Source organism: Nostoc sp. ATCC 53789 (assembly GCF_009873495.1).
Lineage (GTDB): Bacteria > Cyanobacteriota > Cyanobacteriia > Cyanobacteriales > Nostocaceae > Nostoc > Nostoc muscorum_A.
Genome location: NZ_CP046703.1, coordinates 4134089 through 4157714 on the forward strand (window position 1 = coordinate 4134089; position 23626 = coordinate 4157714).

At 41.4% G+C, this 23626-nt stretch carries 19 protein-coding genes; 10 read left to right on the top strand and 9 right to left on the bottom strand.

Annotated elements, in window-relative coordinates; genetic code table 11:
- Positions 1–57 precede the first annotated feature (57 nt).
- Positions 58–1569 carry an FAD-dependent oxidoreductase gene (locus GJB62_RS17055; protein WP_114081724.1) on the bottom strand — a complete coding sequence of 504 codons (1512 nt, stop codon included), beginning with the start codon at positions 1567–1569 and terminating at the stop codon, positions 58–60.
- A gap of 181 nt (positions 1570–1750) precedes the next feature.
- Here GJB62_RS17055 and GJB62_RS17060 point away from each other — a divergent pair, with 181 nt between their 5' ends.
- The gene (locus GJB62_RS17060; RefSeq protein WP_114081725.1) at positions 1751–2653 is read left to right on the top strand and encodes a class I SAM-dependent methyltransferase; all 903 of its coding nucleotides are present in this window, start codon (positions 1751–1753) and stop codon (positions 2651–2653) included.
- Positions 2654–2912: 259 nt separating this feature from the next.
- On the opposite strand, the gene GJB62_RS17065 is transcribed toward GJB62_RS17060, so the two are convergent.
- The gene (locus tag GJB62_RS17065; protein WP_114081726.1) at positions 2913–4010 is read right to left on the bottom strand and encodes a calcium-binding protein; all 1098 of its coding nucleotides are present in this window, start codon (positions 4008–4010) and stop codon (positions 2913–2915) included.
- A 428-nt stretch (positions 4011–4438) separates the two neighbouring features.
- On the opposite strand from GJB62_RS17065, the gene modB reads away from it, so the two are divergent.
- Positions 4439–6262 (top strand): molybdate ABC transporter permease subunit, encoded by a 1824-nt coding sequence (modB, locus tag GJB62_RS17070; RefSeq protein ID WP_114081727.1) that lies wholly within the window; start codon positions 4439–4441, stop codon positions 6260–6262.
- Positions 6263–6384: 122 nt separating this feature from the next.
- Here modB and GJB62_RS17075 read toward each other — a convergent pair whose 3' ends face one another.
- Both GJB62_RS17075 and GJB62_RS17080 read right to left on the bottom strand, forming a co-directional pair.
- The gene (locus GJB62_RS17075; RefSeq protein ID WP_114081794.1) at positions 6385–6756 is read right to left on the bottom strand and encodes a four-helix bundle copper-binding protein; all 372 of its coding nucleotides are present in this window, start codon (positions 6754–6756) and stop codon (positions 6385–6387) included.
- A 540-nt stretch (positions 6757–7296) separates the two neighbouring features.
- Positions 7297–8361: an alpha/beta fold hydrolase gene (locus tag GJB62_RS17080; RefSeq protein ID WP_114081728.1), complete on the bottom strand. Its 1065-nt coding sequence runs from the start codon at positions 8359–8361 to the stop codon at positions 7297–7299.
- A 156-nt stretch (positions 8362–8517) separates the two neighbouring features.
- On the opposite strand from GJB62_RS17080, the gene GJB62_RS17085 reads away from it, so the two are divergent.
- Complete coding sequence (locus GJB62_RS17085) at positions 8518–9261, top strand: response regulator transcription factor (protein WP_094331110.1); 744 nt, start codon at positions 8518–8520, stop codon at positions 9259–9261.
- A 437-nt stretch (positions 9262–9698) separates the two neighbouring features.
- Here the strand turns inward: GJB62_RS17085 and GJB62_RS17090 are convergent, their stop codons facing one another.
- The 3 genes from GJB62_RS17090 to GJB62_RS17100 all read right to left on the bottom strand — a co-directional run bounded on the left by GJB62_RS17090 (position 9699) and on the right by GJB62_RS17100 (position 12613).
- Positions 9699–9911: a hypothetical protein gene (locus GJB62_RS17090; protein WP_114081729.1), complete on the bottom strand. Its 213-nt coding sequence runs from the start codon at positions 9909–9911 to the stop codon at positions 9699–9701.
- Positions 9912–9965: 54 nt separating this feature from the next.
- Positions 9966–11465 (bottom strand): cryptochrome/photolyase family protein, encoded by a 1500-nt coding sequence (locus GJB62_RS17095; protein ID WP_114081730.1) that lies wholly within the window; start codon positions 11463–11465, stop codon positions 9966–9968.
- Between the two features lie 356 nt (positions 11466–11821).
- On the bottom strand, positions 11822–12613 hold the full coding sequence (locus GJB62_RS17100) for an SAM-dependent chlorinase/fluorinase (RefSeq protein ID WP_114081731.1): 792 nt from the start codon (positions 12611–12613) through the stop codon (positions 11822–11824).
- 155 nt (positions 12614–12768) lie between these two features.
- On the opposite strand from GJB62_RS17100, the gene GJB62_RS17105 reads away from it, so the two are divergent.
- The 3 genes from GJB62_RS17105 (at position 12769) to GJB62_RS17115 (ending at position 16650) form a co-directional block, all read left to right on the top strand.
- Positions 12769–13674 (top strand): hypothetical protein, encoded by a 906-nt coding sequence (locus tag GJB62_RS17105; protein ID WP_114081732.1) that lies wholly within the window; start codon positions 12769–12771, stop codon positions 13672–13674.
- 14 nt (positions 13675–13688) lie between these two features.
- Positions 13689–15611, top strand: a complete 1923-nt coding sequence (locus tag GJB62_RS17110; RefSeq protein WP_114081733.1) for an Hsp70 family protein — start codon at positions 13689–13691, stop codon at positions 15609–15611.
- Between the two features lie 214 nt (positions 15612–15825).
- Positions 15826–16650, top strand: a complete 825-nt coding sequence (locus GJB62_RS17115; RefSeq protein WP_114081734.1) for a M90 family metallopeptidase — start codon at positions 15826–15828, stop codon at positions 16648–16650.
- Positions 16651–16908: 258 nt separating this feature from the next.
- Here GJB62_RS17115 and GJB62_RS17120 read toward each other — a convergent pair whose 3' ends face one another.
- Positions 16909–17364, bottom strand: coding sequence for an EVE domain-containing protein (locus GJB62_RS17120; protein ID WP_114081735.1), 456 nt, complete (start codon positions 17362–17364; stop codon positions 16909–16911).
- Between the two features lie 134 nt (positions 17365–17498).
- Positions 17499–18143, bottom strand: a complete 645-nt coding sequence (locus GJB62_RS17125; protein ID WP_114081736.1) for a methyltransferase domain-containing protein — start codon at positions 18141–18143, stop codon at positions 17499–17501.
- 136 nt (positions 18144–18279) lie between these two features.
- Between GJB62_RS17125 and GJB62_RS17130 the strand changes: the two genes are divergently transcribed.
- The 4 genes from GJB62_RS17130 (at position 18280) to GJB62_RS17145 (ending at position 23465) form a co-directional block, all read left to right on the top strand.
- Positions 18280–19938, top strand: coding sequence for a glycosyltransferase family 39 protein (locus GJB62_RS17130; protein ID WP_114081737.1), 1659 nt, complete (start codon positions 18280–18282; stop codon positions 19936–19938).
- Between the two features lie 74 nt (positions 19939–20012).
- A complete protein-coding gene (locus GJB62_RS17135) occupies positions 20013–20480 on the top strand; it encodes a MarR family transcriptional regulator (protein ID WP_012410030.1) in 468 nt (155 codons plus the stop codon).
- Between the two features lie 157 nt (positions 20481–20637).
- Positions 20638–22086, top strand: coding sequence for an HlyD family secretion protein (locus tag GJB62_RS17140; protein WP_114081738.1), 1449 nt, complete (start codon positions 20638–20640; stop codon positions 22084–22086).
- 119 nt (positions 22087–22205) lie between these two features.
- Positions 22206–23465, top strand: a complete 1260-nt coding sequence (locus GJB62_RS17145; protein WP_114081739.1) for an MFS transporter — start codon at positions 22206–22208, stop codon at positions 23463–23465.
- Positions 23466–23626: the final 161 nt, after the last annotated feature.

Genomic DNA, 23626 nt, shown 5'->3' on the forward strand with positions numbered 1-23626 from the left:
CTTTAGCTTACCGAATTTAGATTACGATTAATGATTAACTCTTCGCGTACCTACGGATTAAGGCAACCAAAAGTCAGGTAGGATAGATTTGCCCAAGTCACGTAGAGTTTGGTTGAGCGATCGCGCCACTTGGATATGTGCTTCATCCTCTTCTACAGCTAAAATCTCGGCTGGCTGACCTTCTCCCAAATAAGACACCACCAAATTCGCCGCCTCCAAACCAGTAACATAAGCCTTTTCTTGTGACCAGGAACCATGACGGTTCACAATCCAATCCCCACTCATAAACACATTCTCAAAACTTGTCTTCGCAGGCAACATATAACGATAGCTACCAGGTGCAAAGTGAGTCACCGCCTGAGATAGGCGAATTACACTGCTATCAACGATCTTTGCCTCCCGAAAGGCAGGTACACAAGTTGCTAAATAACCCTGAACTATTGCTAAAATCTCCTCATCACTCAAACTGAGGAACTGATTCGCATGATAAAAATCAGCTTCAATCACTGTTCCTGGCTCATCTCGATATTCATCATGTAAGGCATTCAAATCAAAAAACGTCCAACCTGTACTTGCGTCGAATCCGAAACAAGCATTAGAAGGACGGGGAATATCAATTTTGCGGTCAAACCATAGCCGCGTTGCTAAAACATCAATCCCTCCTAAATTGCTCAAATTACGGAATTCTTTATGACTTTGTAAACTAGGGCTAGTTGAGACAATTTTCTTCATCCCCGCGATCCCAACTGCAAAAATCACGGCATCTGCTTCAATTACTTCATCACCGCAAACCACACCTTTCGCCCGATGATTACTATCAACAATTAAGTCTGTAACTCGTCGCTTGGGTAGCACTCGCGCCCCAGCTTTTTCAATCTGTTCCACCCAAGGACGAAATATCTTTTCTCCAACAGTTCCCCGACACCAAACTACATCAAAATCAGGTTGATGAGCCAGAATAAAAAAGTAAAGCATCCCTAAAGTTGCTGCGGCCGAGCATTGTTCACCAGGGGCAAACAAGCCCACTAATAACATTGGTTCAAAAGCCTCGCGGTAAAGCCGTGCAGAAACATTAAAGTTTTTGAACAATTCACGAGCAGTTACAAAGTCATAGCGCCGCCAAGCATCATCAGAATTGTCAAAATCAACAACAGCATACAGTAAAGGCAGGGCGCTCAGACGGTCAATTAGTGGCAATCGTTTAAACTGAGTATATAGAAAAGTTCCTAGTGGGGATGGGAGTCGGGGTAAGTCCTGAAAAATCGGTGATTCAACTTCCAAGCCTGCTGGTGAATATTGTGAAGAACGAGTCCAAGTAGTAAAAGGATTAATTTCTAATTGATTAATTAAGGAAAAAATATTTTTGTAAGGATACCAAAAGCCATGAATGCCAGCTTCAACAGATTTTCCTGCGGCTGTTTGCCAACCTGCCACCAATCCACCTAGATAGGGGCCTGCTTCTAGAAGGGTCACATCATAGCCTTGTTTTGCCAAATGGTAGGTTGCTCCTAAACCAGCCCAACCAGCACCTACAACTACCACCCGTTTTTGTTGTGATCCTTCTACCATCCCAGCCTCCGATTGTTGCTGTCCATCAACTAATGTATACGAACTTGTGTTCTGATCGGATGACAGGTTGTTACTATAGCGGTTTTCTTTGGGATGCAGTTCAGTAAAAACGCCTTGCGGTTAATGCTGAGTTAAGAGTATAACAGAAAACAGACTTGACTATTCATGAGGAATAATCCTAATGACTCAATTAGCAAATGCAAAATTCAGTTTAGATGATTTTGAATTACGAGATGGTATTTATTTTCCTAGTGACTATGAACAATTGAATAATACTCAACATAAAAAAACATGGGACGCAATTGGTAAAACATATTATGGTTCCCAAAAAATTGAAAAACTTGCAGATACGTCTCCCATCAAACAAGATTACACTTTACTAACTGGTACACCTGGAGGTACTTGGAACAAATTTCCATTGAATAAAACTGTTGGCTCTATTCTAGAGATTGGCTCTGGTTATGGCCGCGCACCTTTACATCTCTCAAAAGCGAAAAATCTAAGATGTGAAAAATATTATGGTATTGATATTTCTGAACCTTTATTGCGGCGGTTAATCAAGGTTAAACAAGAATATAATTTTTTCCCAGAAGCTGAATTTAACTTGATTTGTACTTCTGCTGAAATATTGCCTTTAGAAGATAATTCTATAGATTTGGTAATTTCTAACTGCGTCTTTATGCACATACCAGATGCACAACTAAGAAGCTTATTAGCTGATATATCTCGTGTGCTAAAACCTGGGGGAATTTTTGTTTTTAATCATTCCTTTCACAATAAGTCTTGCCCTTCTCATATTATCCATAATTTTATCAGAAGGCTGAATCCATTTGTGAGAAATCCAGTGTATCTCAAGCAATATTCTGGTGCTGAAATAAATGAAATGTTAACGACTGCTGGCATCCAAACTAAGTGTCCAGAATACATTGTGGAACCAACAGCAGAATATGCAATTTTGCCGGAAACCATTAAGGGTATTCCAGTACCTTTTGCTAATGCTATTAACAGAAGTCTTAAACCATCAGATGCTTTAAAAGAAACTTTGGCTTATGGTTTTAGTGCCTACAGCACGAAACTGGATTAATTCAGAAACTCTTCTATTGGGTGGAAGTTTGTAGTCAGTAGCCCTAATGGAATCCTATCTGATTTCTGAAAATTAGCGATCGCTAATATCCCCGACTTATTACCAGAAGTTGGGGATCTGACTTTTCACACCATCTAAAAAGCCTCTCTCTAAACCTCTCTTCTTGTAGTGAAGAAGCTTTGAATTTTCTCCTTTCCTTACTAGGAAAGGGCGCTAGGGGGTTAGATTTGGCGCAGATGACGTGAAAAGTCAGATTCACTTAGGCAATAAAGTCTAAAGCGGTAGATACGTTTGTAGTATCTTGCACAACAGCAATTAAATCGCCATTTCTGTAGATGAGGGTATCTAAAGCTGCCGCACCGCTGAAGTTGGTTGTTGTAAGACTGTAGCTATTGATACTACTACCAATCCTAATCTTGTCACCTTCCGATCGCTGAAAGTCTGTGATTAAGGCATATCCACTGCCCAAATAATCAATGTTGGTGCTAAAAGATCCATTAAAACCAAGGCTGAATGTATCCGCCCCAGTACCGCCAGTATACCTATCTATTTCGCCGCTACTACCGCCATAGCCACTGAAGAAATCATTGCCTGCACCACCAATGAGTGTGTCATTGCCACGTCCTCCGTAGAGTAGATCGTTACCATCTTCACCACTCAAGTAGTCATTACCTGCGGGAGTACCGCTACCATTGGTGATTTCGTCGCCGAAGAGTACATCACCACCTGTTCCACCATAAAGTGAGTCATTACCAGTTCCACCGATCAGGTTATCGATGCCATCACCACCGTAAATATAATCGTTCCCACCTTTACCTTGAAGGTAATCGTTTCCTCCCAAACCACTTAGTAAATTTGAGTATTCATTTCCTGTAATCTCATTATTGAGGTTGTTGCCAAAGCCATAGTAAGCAGTATTTGCATTCAACAATGTTAAATTCTCCAGGTTTGCCCCTAGAGTGTAGCTAGAATAGGATAGAACCGTATCAGTACCTTCGTTAATATATTCAGTAATCGTGTCAGCCGTATCTCCTGTTGCAGAGATGAGGTAAGTATCATTACCTGTTCCACCAATTAAAAGATCAGTGCCTGCTCCACCCCATATAAAGTCATCGCCTGCTTCACCAAAAATAACATCATTGCCGTTCTCTCCGTAAAGAGTATCTTTGCCAATACGGCCCAGAATGGTGTCGTTACCATTACCGCCAAGAACCAAGTCATCTCCCTCTCCAGCATCGATTATGTCATCTCCGCCTTTGCCATTAATCTGATCGTTGCCTCCATAGCCAAAAATCGAAATATCAGCGGATTCAGTACCGTTTAGATTGTCATTGCCAGAAGTACCGTAGATAGCCATAAAAATATCCTCTTACTATTTTTCTGAGGACTTACGCAAGTGTCATATTTGTTTTGTAAAGGTTCTCCAGAGCAGAGCCTGAGACTTCTGTCGCCTTGGGCTTTGCTCTAGGCTCTACATAACAGAAAATGTATATGCCAGTTGTATCAGTCCTAACATATTCTCCAATATGAATATTTTGTTTTTCGGAATTTTATTGAATATTTTTATGTAATTTCAGTAAGTCGGTGAGAATAACTAAACTACATTAATTAATGTAAAAAGTATTGAAATTATTTCCCAACTAGGATATGTGTAGAAAGCTCTTAAAGGGGGTACACTACGAACCTTTAATTATTTACGCTGACTTACTTACCAACTTTACCAGCATATTTCAATTCAAGTTGGTAAATTAGGGATTAGTTGAGCTAATTCTTCCCTACGCAACTATGCCATTGGATTTATCGCCTCTTTGGATATCACTCAAAACTTCATTACTTGCTACATTTATCACCTTCTTCTTGGGTATTGCTGCTGCTTACTGGATGCTGGGATATGGTGGCAAAGGTAAATCGTTGATTGAAGGTATCTTTATTGCGCCACTGATTTTACCGCCTACAGTTGTCGGTTTTTTGCTGCTGCTATTTTTTGGCAAAAATGGCCCTGTAGGGAAACTCATGCAGACTTTTGACTTCACCATCGTTTTTACTTGGTATGGCGCTGCGATCGCAGCTACCGTAGTTTCTTTTCCTTTAATGTATAAAACTGCATTGGGAGCATTTGAACAAATAGATGGCAACTTGCTGCGAGTAGCTAGAACCCTTGGCGCAAACGAAACTACAATCTTTTGGCGCATCAGTTTACCCCTAGCACTACCCGGCATTGTCGCCGCCACAATGCTCGCTTTTGCGCGTGCTTTGGGAGAATTCGGCGCAACGTTAATGCTGGCTGGTAATATTCCCGGACAAACGCAGACAATCCCAATGGCGATTTATTTTGCTGTGGAAGCGGGAGCAATGAATGAGGCGTGGTTTTGGGCGATCGCAATTATGGTGATTTCTCTATCTGGAATAATTGCAGTCAACTTCTGGCAAGAATTGAGGGAAAAGAAGAAGGCAGGGGGCGGGGGGCAGGTGGTCACTGAGCGTAGCCGAAGTGGAGCAGGGGGAGAAATTTTTTATAGCCCGCAATCTAGCTTTGAATCTGGTGGATTGTTTGTCAATATTGAAAAAATACTTCCTAGCTTTGATTTAAAAGTTGCTTTTACTTCTGATGAGCAACCCTTGGGATTATTAGGTGGTTCTGGAGCAGGTAAGAGTATGATTTTGCGCTGCCTTGCGGGGATAGAAACACCCTCTAGTGGACGCATAGTTTTAAATGGCAGAGTTCTGTTTGACTCAGAACAAGGAATTAATCTACCCAGCCGCGATCGCCGCATTGGTTTTTTAGTGCAGAATTATGCTCTGTTTCCGCATTTGAGTGTGGCGCAAAATATTGCTTTCGGTTTACCCAAAAAACTATCTGCTGGAAGTATTAGAGTGCAGGTAGAACAGCAACTAATAGCGATGCAGTTACAAGGATTAGGCGATCGCTATCCGCACCAACTTTCTGGAGGCCAACAACAACGGGTAGCCTTGGCAAGAGCATTGGCAAGCCAACCGGAAGCATTGCTTTTAGATGAGCCGTTTTCGGCGCTTGACACCCATTTGCGTAGTCAATTAGAGCAGCAAATGACAGAAACTCTAGCAGACTACCAAGGTGTGACTCTATTTGTCACCCATAATATGGAAGAAGCTTATCGGATTTGTCCGAATCTATTGGTATTGGAGCATGGTAGAGCCGTTCATCATGGCAGCAAATACGATATTTTCCAGCATCCTGCTACCGTTAGTGTCGCTCAACTTACCGGATGTAAAAACTTCTCCCGTGCTGTTCTCCAGTCATCACAACAGATAGAAGCAATTGATTGGGGTTGTACTCTTCAAGTTATTGAACCAGTCACGAGCGAATTATCCCATGTCGGCATTCGTGCCCATCAGTTCATTTTTACCAACGACTCATCACAGGAGAATACCTTTCCCTGCTGGATAGTACGAACAAGTGAAACGCCCCACCGAATGACATTATTTCTCAAACTACATTCTGCTGGTAAGAATTCTCAAGATTACCATCTGCAAGCTGAAGTCTTCAAAGAAAAATGGGTGACTATGAAAGATCAACCGTTTCCTTGGTATGTGCGTTTAGATCCTCTGCGCTTGATTTTGATGGAGTGAACGCAGAAATAGATGGGACATGGCAAATTATTCAAAATCATCTTAACTTCAAGCGCCCAGACCCCAAAGAGTCTGAGCGCTTGAATATTAGGTTGCAGAGAAACTTCTGCTAGTTAGGGAAATTAAGCAGGCATCATTTGCATACTTCTGCAAGACTCTGCACATTTGCGGCAAGCAGCAGCACATTCCATCATTTTCATGTCATCGCTCATCATCTCACATGCCATTGCAGTGCGATCGCACATTTCAGCACAGAGCATACAAGTACGTTCCATGAACTCAGAACCACTCATCATCATATTCATGCACATCATGCACATTTCAGAGCAATCGCGTATCATGCTCATCATGCTCATCATGTCCTTGTTCATCTGCATACCACCTTTGGCCATGCAGTAAGTCATGGTTTCCATGCACATTTTATGACAGTCCATACAAACTTCCATACAAGCTTGCATTTCGGCAGTCATGGTTTCAGTCATCATCATCATCATCATAGGAAATACCTCTTGATTCTTTGATGCATAAATAGTGTCCTTCTAAGGACTACTCACAACGTTAATCCTATCCTTTGAAAGAGTCAATGGGAGTTTTTTGTCCAAAATTCAGAAGCCTACTATCCCGATATAATTACCGGAAATTTGGGCAAATCCTACAGAAGTTTGGTGCTGTTTTTTTGGCTATTCTTACACATTAAGGCTTAGATACTCTCGTTGTAGAGTGGGGTTTTATGGAGCAAGTCAATTTTTCTATCAGCAGGCAAAAGTTAGAGCTATAATCTAGATTAAAACTAATGTCATGATTTCTTGACAAATGCTTTTTTAGAAACATTTATTAAATTATATTAAGCCAGTATTTATTAGCTTTAATGAAGATTTTTTGTATTCTCATCGACTTCATTTCAATCACAAAATCTTAGTATTAAGTAAGCCGATCTAATAGAAGCAAAATGTGTGAAGAAAGGTAAAGAAAGCTAAAACTCTTTTTCTGTTGCCCCTGTCTTATCCCACTGATAATTATTTCCGTCGGACTACTTATCCTTTGCGCTGTTGCTCCAACCATTGTAAAATCCGATTCCATGCCCACCAAGGATCGGAGTCTTGTACTTGACGCTGGCACTCTTTGCTGCTCAAATAGCCAACATGACCACCGTACTGAGTGAGCAATAAATCTATTGCGGAATTGCGATCGCAGGCTGCTTGTAATTCCGGTATGATGTCTGGGTCAAAAAGTGGGTCATCAGCAGCATATAAAATCAAAGTCGGTTTTGATATTTGCGGCAATATTTGTAAAGCACTACTAGCTTGGTAATATGCTTCCACAGAAGAAAAACCTAATCGGTTAATTACCAGTTCGTTGTCAAAACCCCAAATACTATTCGCCCGTTCAATCGCTGCTGGGTCAATGCTTCCAGGATGAGCATCATGAATTCGCCATGCTAGTTTTTTTAAATTCTGGGCAATCCCCGCTTCCAAATATCTGCCGAAGGGTTTTGTAACTAGATAAGATAGCGATCGCTCCGAATCCAAACTCGGACAAATCACCATACCACCGCCAATATCGCTGTCTTCTAGTCCTAAATCTTCATACTCCCTAATCACCTCACCAGCCACCTTCACTGCCCATAGTGCCAATTGCCCTCCCAAAGAAAACCCTGTAAACCAAAATTTCCCAGGACATCCCATTGCCTTAGCTGCGGCGGCGATGCGAACAAAATCTTCCCCTTCATACAAACCATCAGAAGTCAGAGTTGGCGACAATTCGGCAGTTTTCCCGTGGGCCCGCCAATCAAACAACACTACAGCGTATCCTTGAGCGTAGGCTTTACGCCCTAGCACCCTCAAAAACCATTCTGTTTTTAACTCTCCAGTAATGCCGTAAGTGCCGATAATCGTGCTATGGGCATTTTCCGGGATGGCAACCAAGCCAAAAATTGGCACACCTTGGCCACCAACAAAGATTTTCTCGTGATAAGAAGGTTCTGGGTCTTTAGTAGTACTTTGCCAGTTACGTTTTCCCCACAAAGCAGTGTATACAGTCATCATCACACCGTTTTGTAAAAACCAAGACGGATTGTAGGGGGGAGTATAACACATCATAGACTATAAGATTTCATGTAGTTGAGTCTTGATTTCATAGTCATTTAATCTTAATATTTATGTAAGATTTAAAAACTTTTTTAGAATCGTTTCGAAAATCTTTGTATCTATCAAAGGTTGTTAATTATCCTTAATAAGTAGTAATAATTTTTAAGAATGCCGAGGATTCTTGTCATAGACGATGACCCAGCGATTTCAGAACTAGTTGCCGTCAACTTGGAAATGGCTGGCTACGATGTTAGTCAAGCTGAAGACGGCATCAAAGGTCAAGCGCTGGCTCTCCAGCTTCAACCAGACTTGATCATGCTCGATTTAATGTTGCCCAGAGTAGATGGGTTTACAGTTTGCCAACGCCTGCGCCGCGACGATCGCACCTCTGAGATTCCCGTGTTAATGTTGACGGCTTTGAGCCAAACTCAGGACAAGGTGGAAGGCTTTAATGCTGGCGCAGATGACTACCTCACCAAGCCTTTTGAAGTTGAAGAACTGCTGGCACGGGTGCGGGCGCTATTGCGACGTACTGACCGCATTCCCCAAGCCGCAAAGCATAGTGAGATTCTGAACTATGGATCATTGACCCTTGTTCCCGAAAGATTTGAGGCAATATGGTTCAATGACACGGTGAAATTGACTCATTTGGAATTTGAGCTACTTCACTGCTTACTACAACGTCACGGTCAAACAGTTTCTCCTAGCGAAATCCTCAGAGAAGTTTGGGGCTACGATCCCGATGACGATATTGAAACGATTCGAGTCCATATTCGCCACTTGAGAACCAAACTAGAACCCGATCCTCGCCATCCCCGCTATATCAAGACAGTGTATGGTGCTGGATACTGTCTTGAGTTACCCGGTATACCTCCATCAAATGAAGGGGCTTCAGTAACAGTCGTTGAATGAAATCGCTAAATACCCTTAACTGAGCGATGATTTAGGCAAGAACTTTCAGAAACACTTATTCCTTACCGTTTAGTTAAGGTTATTGGTGAGATTTTCCGGTGTGTAGAGACGTTGCATTGCAACGTCTCTACAAGCGTTACCGACAGGGAAATTATTTTATCCCAAGGGTATTAGTCTAAAATCATCTCAAGAGTATTGCTGTAGGATACTGAACAAAAGCACTGATACGAATGGCACTAAGAAAAGATACAGCCCTTGTTCTGACTGGTTCCCAGCCTGGAGGCTGGAAATCCATTCTGGAAGGGCTGCCGCCTCCGGTAGCTTGAATTGAGGCAGAGCCTCTTTTAAATACATTCCCAGTCTGGAGGCTGGGAACGAGACGACACAAGCTTTTGGGCTTTTCTTAGCGCTATTCAGCACTTATACGGTTTATACTGCTAGTTTAAGTAGGCTGTAGGGTACTGACTAATTTTAGTTGGCGGCCGTTTAATTTTTCCCTCGCAGTAACCCAGGTCGTACATACTAGCAGCTTGAGAATCTTCTTCTGGTGCCAATTTAGCTTTTCCAGCCCAAGCATCAGATTTTCCTAAGTTAAACCAATCTTCATTAGTCATCCCTAAACCAAATGTGTTCTCGGTTGTTTTTGTCATTTAAGTACCTCTACCGTACTGATAAGTGACTGGCTTTGAATACCTTGCGATACACTACGACTGGGCGTGCCAATCTTGGGCTTGTTGGCGGATAGACTGTAATTCTTCAGAAGACATTTTATCTAAATTCTTTAAAATAAAACTCATCCTTCCTTGAGACTGTAGTTGTTGGCGGTGTCGGTTAAGAAAATCCCAATAGAAGAAGTTGAACGGACAAGCATTTTTACCGACACGTTCCTTATGGTTATAAACACAACTTTTGCAATAGTCACTCATTTTATTTATATAGTTAGCAGAAGCAGCATAAGGTTTTGATGCCAACACACCTCCATCAGCAAATAAACCCATACCAATGACATTTGTCTGCATTACCCAGTCATAAGCATCAATAAACACTGCATGGAACCAGTTTTCTACAGATTGTGGTGAAAGTCCGGAAATCAAAGCAAAATTACTCAACACCATTAGCCGTTGAATATGATGAGCGTAGCCAGTGCGTTCCACTTGCGTAAGAATCTGGTGTAGACAATTCATTTCGGTTCTGCTTGTCCAGAAAAAATCAGGTAGCGGTTGTGTGTGGTTAAACCAATTTTTATCTGAGTAATCTGCATCTACATAGTGATAGATGCCGTGCATATATTCTCGCCAACCCAACACCTGACGAATGAAACCTTCCACACTATTTAAAGGTAATTGGTGTTGGAAGTATGCTTGTTGTACGGCTTGAATTACCTCCATTGGTTGGAGTAAACCGATATTCAAATAAGGAGAAAGTAGCGCGTGCCACATTGTTTCTTCCCCTGTTACCATTGCATCTTGGTAGGGGCCAAAATGCGTTAGACGATTTTGAATAAACCAATCTAATACTTGAAGTGCCTGTTGGCGATTTATTCCCCAGCGAAAAGGTTTTATTTCCCCATAAGTTGGGCAAGTGAGAGAATTAACTTGAGCAATGACATCGAGAGTAATTTCGTCTGGTTCAAACCATTGTGCAGGTGGTGTATTTAATTTACCTTTGGGTGGTTGACGATTTTCTTTATCTAAATTCCACTGTCCACCAACTGGTTTATCTTTCTCCATTAAAATTTGGAAACGTCGCCTTCCTTCCCGATAAAAGTCTTCCATTAACAGGCGCTTACGATCTGATGCCCAATGATTGAATTCTTCTGTACTCCACAAAAAATGATTGTTAGGAATCAAAGTGATTGTACAGAAAAGTTCTAAACTTTGAATCATTTGGGTGAATGGTAGATCATTCGGTGTCATCACCCGCAACTGAGTAATTTGATTTTCCCTAATCCATTCTTGGAGTGGTGCTTCAAAATCTTCAGCTATTTTGTATGTTACTGAATATTTTAGTTGTCGCAACTCTTGGGCAAAATGCCTCATTGCCGACCAAAGTAAGACTAACTTTTGCCGATGGTAAGGTCTTACTTGAACATGACGCAGTGACTCAATCAAAATTACAGGCACGTTCTCCTGATGAAAACAACTTTCTAAAGCTGCTTGTTTTACCCAAAGTTGATCGCCTAATACCCAAACCCCAATTGTCACGTCGTTTCACTCCGAATTCAAAATTCAAAATTAATAATCGCCATCAATAAATTTAGTTGCTCTGTATCCTTTTCTGTTTTAGTTATTGTTAGTACCACTAATGCCCATACCTACAGATAAACATAGATAAGCTGTCGCGTATTTAATTTGCACAACCAGGGCGGGCAAGATGCCCACCCCACAAGAGATTCATTTTTTTGAGAATGCAAATTAAAATATTTTTAGCTTAGTGCTTATCTGTAGGGCGTGGGGAGTGGATTTGATTTAGGAGTTTATGAGTTTTCCTCTAGAATTTTTGGGTGCGATCGCCTTTGAATAACTGATGAAATGCATAAACACAAGCCAACTACAGGATTTCACGCAATTCGAGTTACTTGCTGATTCACACGGGGACGGCCAAAGCGCTCCCAAGCACTCCCTCCTCGTAGAAATAGCTCTAAAAAGCGCAATGGTTTTTCTGAATCGCCTGTTGGCCAACCGGAACTACCGGGAGCAAAGGCTAAAGTTCCTTCAGATACCTTGAAGCTGCCATCAGAATACACAGCATCACTGACCACATCTCCAATCCGAATCACAATCTTGCTTTGAGGCTCCAAGTTTAGTGTATGCGCCCCAATAGTTGTTTTGATGTTGCCGTAGCCATCAACCCAGGCAATTCGATCTGGTGGAACATCTGGGATTTGCTCGTTCTTAAGGCTATCTCCCAGAAGGCTAAAATCTTCATTCATAATGGCAGCCGCAGCCGGAGGAAACACATCCCGTGAGCGAAACTGCGATCCACCACGAGAAACGTTCACTACTCGCAACTCCTTTGTATAGTCTTTGATAAAGGAGAGAGTGTAGCCCGCATTTACACCTACTACTTTTACACCATTGGATAAAAGGGCATAAGTTAGTCCTTCACCTTCATTATCCCGACGGGCTTCGGGATCATCTTGACGAGGGGCACAGTTGTGATAAATTAGGCGATCGCTAGGGCCTGGGTTAAGTCCTAGTTGGGCAATCCAGAATCCCGTTGCTAAGGTACTGAATGCTGGCACCGAAAGCAAATGAATTTGGGCATGGGGAAAAGCCATCAGCAGACGTTGTGTGACTTCTATAAATGCCGGATCTCCTGTACCGTAGTCTGCAATGACGCAGATAAACATTCTGCTCCTCCTTCTGATGGGTAGTAATTTGCAATCAACGTAATTCGTAATTCATAGTTATGAATTATTCCGTCATTATGTGATTACAGAGTGAAATAAACACTTGTTTGTTAATTTCACTCCTAATTAATAACGTTAAAGTATTAGTTAACGCAATGAAAACAATCACTTCACTTTTTAACGAAGAACGCAACCAACTCCAGACAGATATTGATAACACAACCAACATCGAGGAGACAGTTAAATTGGTTCAAAACCGACTTGATAATCTCGAAAGAATTTACATTGAAAAGCTTAATTTAGCTCAAGTTCGTCTAGCTTCCTTTTTCCTAGATACCCTGCGGCAGTCCATCGCCACTCTTGCTGCGGCTAACTATTCTCAAATTGCTCCAATAGAACAAAAGCAATTTACTAACCCAAATACAAACTTTTTTTCCAGTAGATTAATTTTGAAACTGCTAAAGGGACTAATTTATATAGGCATCTTAGGCTCGTTATTCTCTTTAACTAAAACTACCCCTGGTGCATGGATGGCTATCTTACTAACCTCTCTACTTCTAGGGGTAGAAGTTGTGCTTCAACTCGACTTAAAGAATCAGCAAAATTCTATATCTTCAGAACTATTGGAATTACCTAAACCTCTGCTCCGGGTTGATAGCAAAATATTTTTAGATCATCTTGGTGATGCTCTCAACACTATCGACCTAGCAGTAGCTAGAGTAGAAGATGGAAATAAACATGAAGGCGATTTAGCAATAGAAGAACTGCCAGAATTATTGAATTTTTTGCAAAGGCTAATGGGCGCATCAAAACTTGATAAACCCCAAATGGCTTATGAACTTGCAAAACTTCTGCCACAGATTTTAATGTCTCAGGGAATTAACACTCAAATTTATCGACCAAATGACCCTCACAGTGATCGCAATTATTTTGACTTTGAGCCAAGTACCGACCCCGATACTAAAGAACACGTAACTCTAACTCCGGCTTTGTTAAAAGGCGATCGCTTGATTCGGCGCGGTAGGGTAATTGAGCCAGCATATTCCGCTTCTAGAGAATAATAGACAATAAGGGTATGGAAATTTTAGAAACAATCGGTTTTGATTTGGGACACGGTGAAACGGCTGTAGCTAAAGCGATAGTGGAAAGCATCGACCCCCCCCAGATGCTGGAGATTAATAACAAGAAGAACCAAATTACAGCCCTTGGTTGGCATCCTAAACTCGGTTATCTTGTCGGCGAACAAGCATTAATTCAAGCTGGTGTTACCCAACTGACAATTTCTTTTAAGCAAAAACCCAACAACGATCCCAAATATCGGGAAACAATCAGCACTTTTGTGGCAACTTACTACCGCCTTTTGAAAGAAAGCAAACAACTTGAAGGTGGGGAAGGTAGCTATTTTTACATAGGTTGCCCTTCAGGATGGTCGGTTAGCGATCGCACCGAATACCAAAAGCTACTTCAAGAAGCTGGCATTCCCCAACTAAATGTTGTACCCGAATCGCGGGCTGCTTTCATGCAAGCCAAGGAAGCCGGGAAGCTGGAGTATGACAAACTTGTTGCATCGGTGCTAATTGTCGATATTGGTTCTTCAACCACAGATTTTACTCTGGTTAAGAGCTTAGAAGAGATCCCGATAGATTTCGGGAGTAATACTTTAGGTGCATCTCTAATTGACAAAGCTATTTTTGCTCGGACTCTTGCCAACCACGAGCAAAAAGCATTACTCGAAAAAGTATTTAAGGAATATCCCCATCATCAAGCTCGTTGTGAACTTGCTTGTCGCAAAGCTAAAGAAGATTATTTTTCTAATGAACAGCTATATAGCGATCCTGAATCCTTTGCGCGTGGCTTCGAGTCGATCAACGAACAGATTTATTTTATTCCTCAAGTCAATAAATTGATGATGGAGGAAATTCTAAACCAGCCCTTACCGGAACTGGGGCATCAGAGTTGGGTGCGATCGTTTAGCGACTCTTTAACCGAAGCCAAAGAAAAACTAGAAAAACTTGGAATTGTGCCGAAACTTCTGCTGATGACTGGCGGTGCATCTCGCATGAAGTTTACGCACTTGCTTTGTCAGGAAATGTTTCCCGAACCAGAAACGCTGCTTCGCCCCGATCCAGAACCGGAACGGTGTATTGCACTGGGTTTAGCACGAGTAGGACGATGGGATTTGCGTGCTGCTGCTTTTAAAGAAGAAGTCAATAAACTATTTACCTCGAACCAGCTTAAAGGTTTGATTGAAAGGCATATCCCGGAGTTAATCGAATCATTAACTAAGCCTTTGACAGATGGCTTGATTGTCAACGCAGTTAAACCAGCTTTAAAAGATTGGCAAAAAAACAAAATACGGACTTTAGCTGATTTGGAAACATCTTTGATCGGTCGGGCAGAACAGTGGCTCAAAAGCGAACGCGCTGTGCAGATAATTAATCATCAATGCGCTTCTTGGTTTAGCAATAAAATCCAACCAGATTTAGCCGCACAAACCGATCCAATCTGTCGAAAGTTTCAGATACCTAGAAGCAGCTTAAGGTTTGAGGATAGCATTGACCCAAATTTTGTTAACCCAGAGCTACGAATTGGAGATGCTATCCTTGCTGAGACAGTAGGCTTTATTGTCAATGTAGTAATTGGTGGAGGCACTGTAGCCAGCATCATTACTCTCATACTAACTGGACACTTAACCTGGCCTATTGCATTAGTATATGGGGCTTCGGTGATGGCGGCAGGAATGGAGCTAAATCGTAAGAGTGTTCAAGAAGTAATCAAGACAAATGTGGATGTACCTAGTTGGGTTCGTTCTAGTTTTTTGAGTGACAAAAAAATCGAGGATATGTGTGAGCAAATAAAGCCTGAGTTAGAGAAAGTTCTTCAAGAACAATTGACAGCAGATCAAGAGGCTTTTGATAAACTGATTAGTAAAGTTGAGCAAGGGCTGCAAAAAACCCTTTCTACCAAAGTCCAATCTTGCATAATTCTGATTCAATAGCAGTAAATATAGTTTTTATAATCTCAGCGTTCTCTGTGCCTCTGCGGTTAAATAAATTCCTTTTAAACCGCAGAGGCACAGAGAAAACAGAGAGAAGAGGTTAAAGAATTAAAATTTTCACCCACCTTGAAATGGCTAGTTTTATAACAGTAAAAAAGAGGTGAGCTTAGAGACAAAAGTCAGTTAATTAAATATATAAATTACTAAAAATTCAATGATTCAAACAATAGTTATTTTTCTCATCATTGGACTAATTATAGCTGGCATTTTAGCCAATCCCATCCTAATCAAAAGGCGAAGGAACCGTCTTAAACACCGTCCTTTTCCCCCACTGTGGAATGCAATTATTGAAAATAATCTTCCTATTTATCTGTGTCTCTCTCCCGATGAAATCAGACGACTTCAGGGACATATTCAAGTATTTTTAGCAGAAAAGCAATTTATTGGCTGTAGAGGATTACAGGTGACGGAGGAAATGAAAGTTACTCTTGCTGCGATCGCCTGTTTACTTTTATTAAATGAACGTGGGCAATACTTCCCTAGACTTCGTTCAATTCTGGTGTATCCCAATGCCTATTTTGTTCAGGAAACAACTTCCATCGGAAAATATGTTGTTGAAGAAAGGCGTGTGGCCAGACTAGGAGAATCGTGGACAAATGACCAATTAGTACTGTCTTGGGAACAGGTAAAACAAGATATTAATAACTGGAGAGATGGACGTAACGTTGTGCTTCATGAATTCGCCCATCAGTTAGATCAAGAAGATGGTAAAGCTGAAGGAGTTCCGATACTGCAAAGCAACTCAGACTATGCTATTTGGGCGAAGGTGATGACAGAAGCATATCAGCAACTTTGTAATGATGTTCTACAAGGCGCAAAGACGGTAATGGATAGCTATGGGGCAACGAATCCCGCAGAATTTTTTGCCGTAGCGACTGAGACATTCTTTGAGAAACCACACCAATTGCTGTCTAAGCATCCGGCACTTTATGAGCAATTGCAACGTTACTATCAATTAGATCCTTTGCAATGGGTATAAACTAAATAAATAGGCAAGAATCACATTATGTCCCAATACGTTTGGGTTAAACGCTACTTGTACAAAATTGTGGGTTTTGAGACGTGATAAATTGCCGTCTCTACAAGTGTTTTGGTTTTATCTGAACTGTATTGCATTATGTCCAGCTAATCAATCTTCCTTTCAAAATATTTAACGAATTACGAATTACAAATTACGTTAGCGTTCGCGTAGCGTCTCGTAGAGAAGCGGGGCGTAGCCCATTACGAATTATTTCAACTAGGAGCCTTTCATTGCTAGAATTTTTAAAGCTACTGCTTCAGGGACGGGCATAACTGATAATCGATTTCCTTGTCTCACCAACATTAAGTCTTCGGCGCTAAACTTTTCTTTGAGTATTGATAGCAAGATAGGGTTAGAAAAAGTCTCAACGAATTCTACTACAACTGTTTGCCACCGAGGTGATTCAGAAGTTGATTTCGGATCGTAATATTTACTTTCTGGCTCAAACTGGGCCGGGTCAGCAATATCTTTTTTCACTACACGCATTAACCCAGCAATATTAGGAGGATTAGCATTCGAGTGATAGAAAAAAGCTAAGTCCCCTTCCTCCATTTGGCGCAAAAAGTTACGAGCTTGATAATTGCGAACACCGTCCCAGATAGTCTGGCATTGCTGTTGAAGGTCAGCAATGCTATAGGCTTCTGGTTCTGATTTCATTAGCCAATAATTCATCTACAAAAATTATCTATGTACAAAAGCATTTTAATTTTGAGCAGGTAACTAAGTTCGTAGTAAGGACTTTAGTCCTTATTTTTTAAGCACTAAAGTGCTTACTACAAGCCTTCTTGCACTAGTGAATATTTGGCTTAACTACGATAAGCTATAACGGCATAAAATGGATCTCCTCCAGCTGCACCCAACCACTGAAATAAATTCGGTAATGTTGATTTATGAGCTATAACTTCTGCGGTTGTAAATCCTGGGACTGAGGCGAAGTAAGCTTTGACTAATTCTACTCGCTGTGATTCTGAAGCCTCCCGCCAAGCTTGAATCGCCTTTTCAAAAAACATCCGGTTAGAAAAGCTGATAATTGCAACACCACCGGGTTTCAAGATGCGGTAAATTTCAGAAAATACTGCTTCCGGATATTGTACATACTGCACAGATACGCAATTGAGAACAGCATCAAAATCTCCATCTGGTAAAGGTAGCTGCGGATTTTCGTTAAGATTTTGCACAAAATAATGATTTAAGCGGGTATTCCGTGCTAATTCCTCAGCGTTGAGTCCGTGTCCTTCTACATGGTCAAACTGCATCTCTTCTGGTAGATGGGACACCCAACTGCTCATCATATCAAGAATGCGGGTGTCGGGTTTGAGGCGATCGCGATATAAATCCGTTAGCTGTTGAATAAATCCTTCATCTACATGGGTTACAAAGCGGGGATAGGCATAGAACAGCTTATCGTCTTTGTCGTCTAATTTCTGGCGTTGATTCGGTCTTAATTGCATAAATCTCTGTTTTGGAGTACTTTTTTCAAAAAATGCGGCAATTTCAGGTATTGTTCAAAAAACACTATGTAACATATTTTAATAACAGCAAGACACATAAACGAGTCTAAATAGCAGCATCAATTTTATCAATTCAATGTTTTATAAATTACATATCTTGCGGCATATTTGGCGACAAACGCGCCTAGTGGGATTATTACCATATTTGAGCTTGTTACTTTGGATACTTCCCTTATTATTATTTACTTCTGGGCACAATAGCCTGATGGCACATGATGAAGCGCTTTACGCTTCGCGTGCGCGTCTGATGTTTGATTCTGGTAATTGGATAACTCCTTGGACAACGGCACATCATAAAACCCCTGGCCCTTATTGGTTAATTGCCAGTTTCTACAAGCTGTTTGGTATGAGTGATATTAGTGCGCGTCTTCCTAGTATGATTGCTAGCATTTTTAGCTTATGGCTTGTGTATGAAATCGGCAAAAGTATGCTAGGCAAAAAATTAGCAAGGCTTGCTGCTGCAATTTTAAGTGTGGAATTTCTCTGGCTACAATACTCTCGCTTAAGTACACCTGATATACCGATGGTTCTATTGGTACTTTTAGCTATTTTGTCTTTAATAAAAACGGAATCATATCCTAAATATCGCTATTTTTGGAGTTTTATAGCTGGTTTAAGTTTAGGTTTAGGCTTCTTAGTCAGAAGCTTTATGATTTTTTTGCCAATTATCGCTTTATTCCCTTATTTAATTTGGGAACATCGCCGTCATCATCATCTTACTAACCCATTTTTGTATTTAGGCTTTTTTGTAGGTTTAATCCCTACCTGTGTTTGGCTGTGTTTAAGCTGGCTGCACTACGGAAATCAGAGTTTTGGAGAGTTGCTCAAGTTTGTTATGCAGCTAGGTTCTGAAAATAATTATAGAAATGATCGGCTGTTTTATTTATGGAATATTCTTTTAAAAGCATTTCCTTGGGCTTTTTTCGGGCTTTTAGGTTTATTTTTAACTGTACGTCGTCCTATTCCTCGTTATCAGTTAATATTAGTTGGCTTTCCACTTATCCTATTTTGTGAGCTTAGTCTTTTTAGCACTCGTCTCCCTCATTATAGTCTTTGCCTTTATCCGTTTATAGCTTTGTTTGCATCTGTGGGTTTAAACTGGTTAGGTAGTATTTACCAGACAGGAATTACCCCCCCATTACCTGTTGAAAAAGATAAAATAAATATATTAAGCCTTTTTGCCAAAAAGAATCTTCCTCGAAATCTCAGTTATGGCTTTGGTGGGTTAGGTTTTTTACTTGTTGTAGCGAGTATTGGCATTTTTAGTTGGGGTAGTTTTGATTTTCGCAAGTATGCAACTATTGGCTTGGCTATGGGCTTGGGTTGGTTAATTTTACCTGTGGTGTGGATTAGTCGTTACCACTTTGGCAAGAAGTTTCTCACAGCGCGTTATTGGATTGCAGGTTGGTTAATTCCCTGTTGGCTAGCTTTGGCGACGATTGGTAGCACAGGTCTGTTAAGTGACTATAACCATGTTTTGAAAACTTTTTTACAACAAAGTGCGATCGCCTCAATTCTCCAATCTCATCCTACCTACTACGTGGAAATAGACCAGAAAACCCAAGTCCTATTTGAGTTCTATCTTCCTATTCATGCCCATCAAGTAGCCTCTATTTCGCAAATACCAGCTTTGAGCTATGCTTGGATCTATACTGACCAATCCCTTAAATTATCTAGACCTCACCGTATTCTCGGCACTGTCAAAGAGTACCAGTTGATCCAATTTCTTCCCTAAGATAGATGCAAAGCACCTGTTGCTAAAAAATGTTAATTTATATATAATAGTACGTACACTAAGTATTTTGCTAAATGGTTTCTACATCTAATCATTCCCCAGCTTTAGAGTCGTGGCAGCAAAATCTGGCACCATACAATTTGGGCTACAGAATCAAATTAGTCTCACAATTGCTCAGTCGCAAGTTTACAGATAAGCTAGAACCCTTTGGACTTACACCATTTCACTGGTTGGTGTTGTGCTGTTTGTGGCAAGAAGATGGTTTACCTACTTCTAGTATTGGAGACAAACTCAAACAAGTGGGAGGAACTTTAACAGGCGTACTAGATCGGATGGAAGAACGCGGTTTGGTGCGTCGAGAACGCGACACTCACGATCGCCGCATCTGGCGGATCTGGCTAACAGATGCAGGTAAGGAATTAGAAACTATCTTACCCCCAATTGCTGCCGCAGTAAGGGATGAAGCAATGGACGGTATTTCTTTTGCTGACCGAGAACTGTTTTCCCAAATCTTGAATCGGGCGATCGCTAACCTCTCCTAAAGATAATCTCACAATCACCCGACTGGAGGAGGTGCTGTAAAGATTTGTTTTGAGATAATATTACGCATACTAAGGAAATAAGATTTTTTTCAGAAAATACTACGCATTCTAAATAAACGACTATCAATCAAATCATCGAACAAGCGAGTTAAGAATCATGAAAACCAATACATTTAACGGACGCAACCAAAACAAAACCATAGTTATAGAAAAAGAATTGATTCCTAATTCCGAGACTTTAGAAGCTGTAACCGCAGAAGCGCCTGTTGTAACTCCTGAGATCGAGAAAGAAGTTGCACCGAAACGGAAAAAACCGACTGGTTTGATTTTGGCAGGATTAGGTGTGGGTGCGATCGTTGCAGGTACTTTTGGTTATAACTATTGGCAATACGCCTCTACCCATCAAGAAACAGATAACGCCACCGTAGCGGGAAACATTCACCAAGTTAGTAGCCGCATTCCCGGAACTGTAAGTCAAGTGCTTGTGAATGATAACCAACTGGTGCAACCGGGACAATTGTTAGTGAAGTTAGATCCACGAGACTATGAAAGTAAGGTACAGCAAGCACAAGCAGCCTTAGAAAATGCACGTGGACAAGCCCAAGCTGCCCAAGCAAATATTGCTTTAAGTTCACAAACCACCACTGGTAAGACAACTCAAGCGCAGGGAGATGTTAGTGGTGCGGTAGCAGCAATTTCCACAGCCCAAGCAGCAGTACAAGAAGCGCAAGCTGGGATACCAGCCGCGCAAGCTGAAGTCAGATTAGCCGAAGCAGGTATTCCCGCCGCCCAAGCGCAGGTAGCGCAAGCAAATGCGAATTTGGAAAATGCCCAAGCAGATTACAATCGCTACAAGGAATTGTATCAATCAGGTGCGATCGCTCGTCAGCAGCTAGACGCAGCCAAGGCCGCTTTTAATGTAGCGACGGCACAAAGAAACGCTGCTGTTCAGGGAGTAGAACAAGCCCAAGCCAAGTTAGCCTCTGCGAGAGTTGGTGTTGCCAAAGCCCAGTCTCAACTAGCACAAGCGCAAGAGAATGTCACCAACGCCCAAGCGAAATTGGCAGCATCCAAGGGCGGATTGCAACAAGCCACCGCAGGCGGACAAGATACAACAGTCAAACGTAGCCAATATGAAGCGGCAAAAGCTGCGATCGCGCAATCAGAAGCATCCCTCAAAGACGCACAATTGCAGCTATCTTATGCCAATGTTACCGCCCCTAGTGCCGGACGAGTCGGTAGAAAAAACGTGGAAGTTGGCAACCGAGTTGCAGTAGGAACACCATTAATGGCGATCGTGGATAACGAGTATTGGGTAATTGCGAACTTCAAGGAAACCCAATTAGAAAAGATGCGCCCAGGAGAGACAGCAGAAATCAAGCTAGATGCTTTCCCTCATCAAACCTTTGTTGGTCGTGTTGAAAGTCTTTCGCCAGCCTCAGGCGCTCAGTTTGCCTTATTACCACCAGATAACGCTACAGGTAACTTTACCAAAGTTGTCCAACGCATCCCAGTCAAAGTAGTCTTTGATCAAAAGAGCATTCAAGGATACGAATCGCGGATTACTCCGGGGATGTCTGCGGAAGTAGCTGTGGAAGTCAAGTAATACCAATTTGCCTGCAAACCTCTTTCTTGTTATGACATTCTCCTACATCTATAGAGAGGCGTACAAAGATGAGATGAAATGATATTTGTGAGAGCAGATTGGTATAAAACAAACTTGACATGAAAAAACCGTTACTACCGGCTTTAAGGTCAAAAAACTACCAGTTGTTTTTTGCCGGACAAGGTATTTCCCTAATTGGGACATGGATGACGCAACTTGCGACGGTTTGGCTAGTTTATAACTTGACAAACTCCGCATTAATGCTAGGAGTTGTGGGATTTTCGAGTCAAATTCCTAGCTTTTTTTTAGCTCCCTTTGGCGGAGTATTTGTAGATCGATTTTCTCGATATCGTACCTTAATTGGTACACAAATCTTGGCGATGATTCAATCGTTAACATTAGCAGTACTGGCGCTAACTGGTGTGATTGAGGTATGGCACATCATCGCCTTGAGCTTGTGTCAAGGATTTATTAACGCCTTAGATGCACCAGCCCGCCAAGCATTTGTTCCAGAACTGGTTGAACGCAGAGAAGATTTAGCCAATGCGATCGCCATTAACTCTACCATGATCAACGGTGCTAGATTAATTGGCCCTGCGATCGGAGGTTTACTAATTGCTAGAGTTGGAACTGGCTATTGTTTTTTAATAGACGGTTTAAGTTACATTGCTGTACTCGCCGCTTTATTGGCAATGAAAGTCAAGCCTTGGAAAAATGTGGTGACAGACGGTAATCCCTTACAAAAAGTCAAAGAGGGATTTGTATATGCCTTTAGTTTTCCACCTATTCGCTCGATTTTATTGCTATCAACTTTAGTCAGTCTCATGGGACTGCAAAACACTATTCTCGTACCAGTTATTGCAGAACAAGTACTCAAAGGTGGTGCAGAGAGTTTGGGTTTTTTGATGGCTGCATCTGGGGTTGGAGCTTTAACTGGTGGAATTTATCTAGCTACGCGCCAAACAATCTTAGGAATTGGTAAATTGATCGCTTTAGCTCCAGCAATTTTAGGAGTTGGTCTAATTGCCTTTTCTTTATCTCGATATTTACCACTTTCTTTATTTACAATGTTATTTGTTGGCTTAGGTACAATTCTCCAGATTGCTGCTAGCAACACATTTTTACAAACAATTGTTGATGATGACAAACGTGGGCGATTGATGAGCTTATACACAATGTCATTTTTGGGGATGATTCCCGTAGGCAACTTGTTAGGAGGTGTATTAGCAAGTCGTATTGGCGCACCCAACACTTTAATTATTGATGGTATAGCTTGTATTTTAGGTTCTATAATTTTTAGCAGACAGTTGCCTACTTTAAGACAGATAATGCGTCCAATTTATGAGCAGAAGGGCATTGTAATAAGTAATAAAGCTTAGGATAAAAAGACGCAAAGAGATGGTATAAATTGGAGAATAATTCCTAACACAGAAAGACGTTCGCGATTCGCTATCAGAATCAAGACGCTGTTTGTTTATCCGTCAGTTGCACAAAATTAATTCTGTAGCTTGCTTCCCTGAAAGGGATTCTGGCTCCAAAC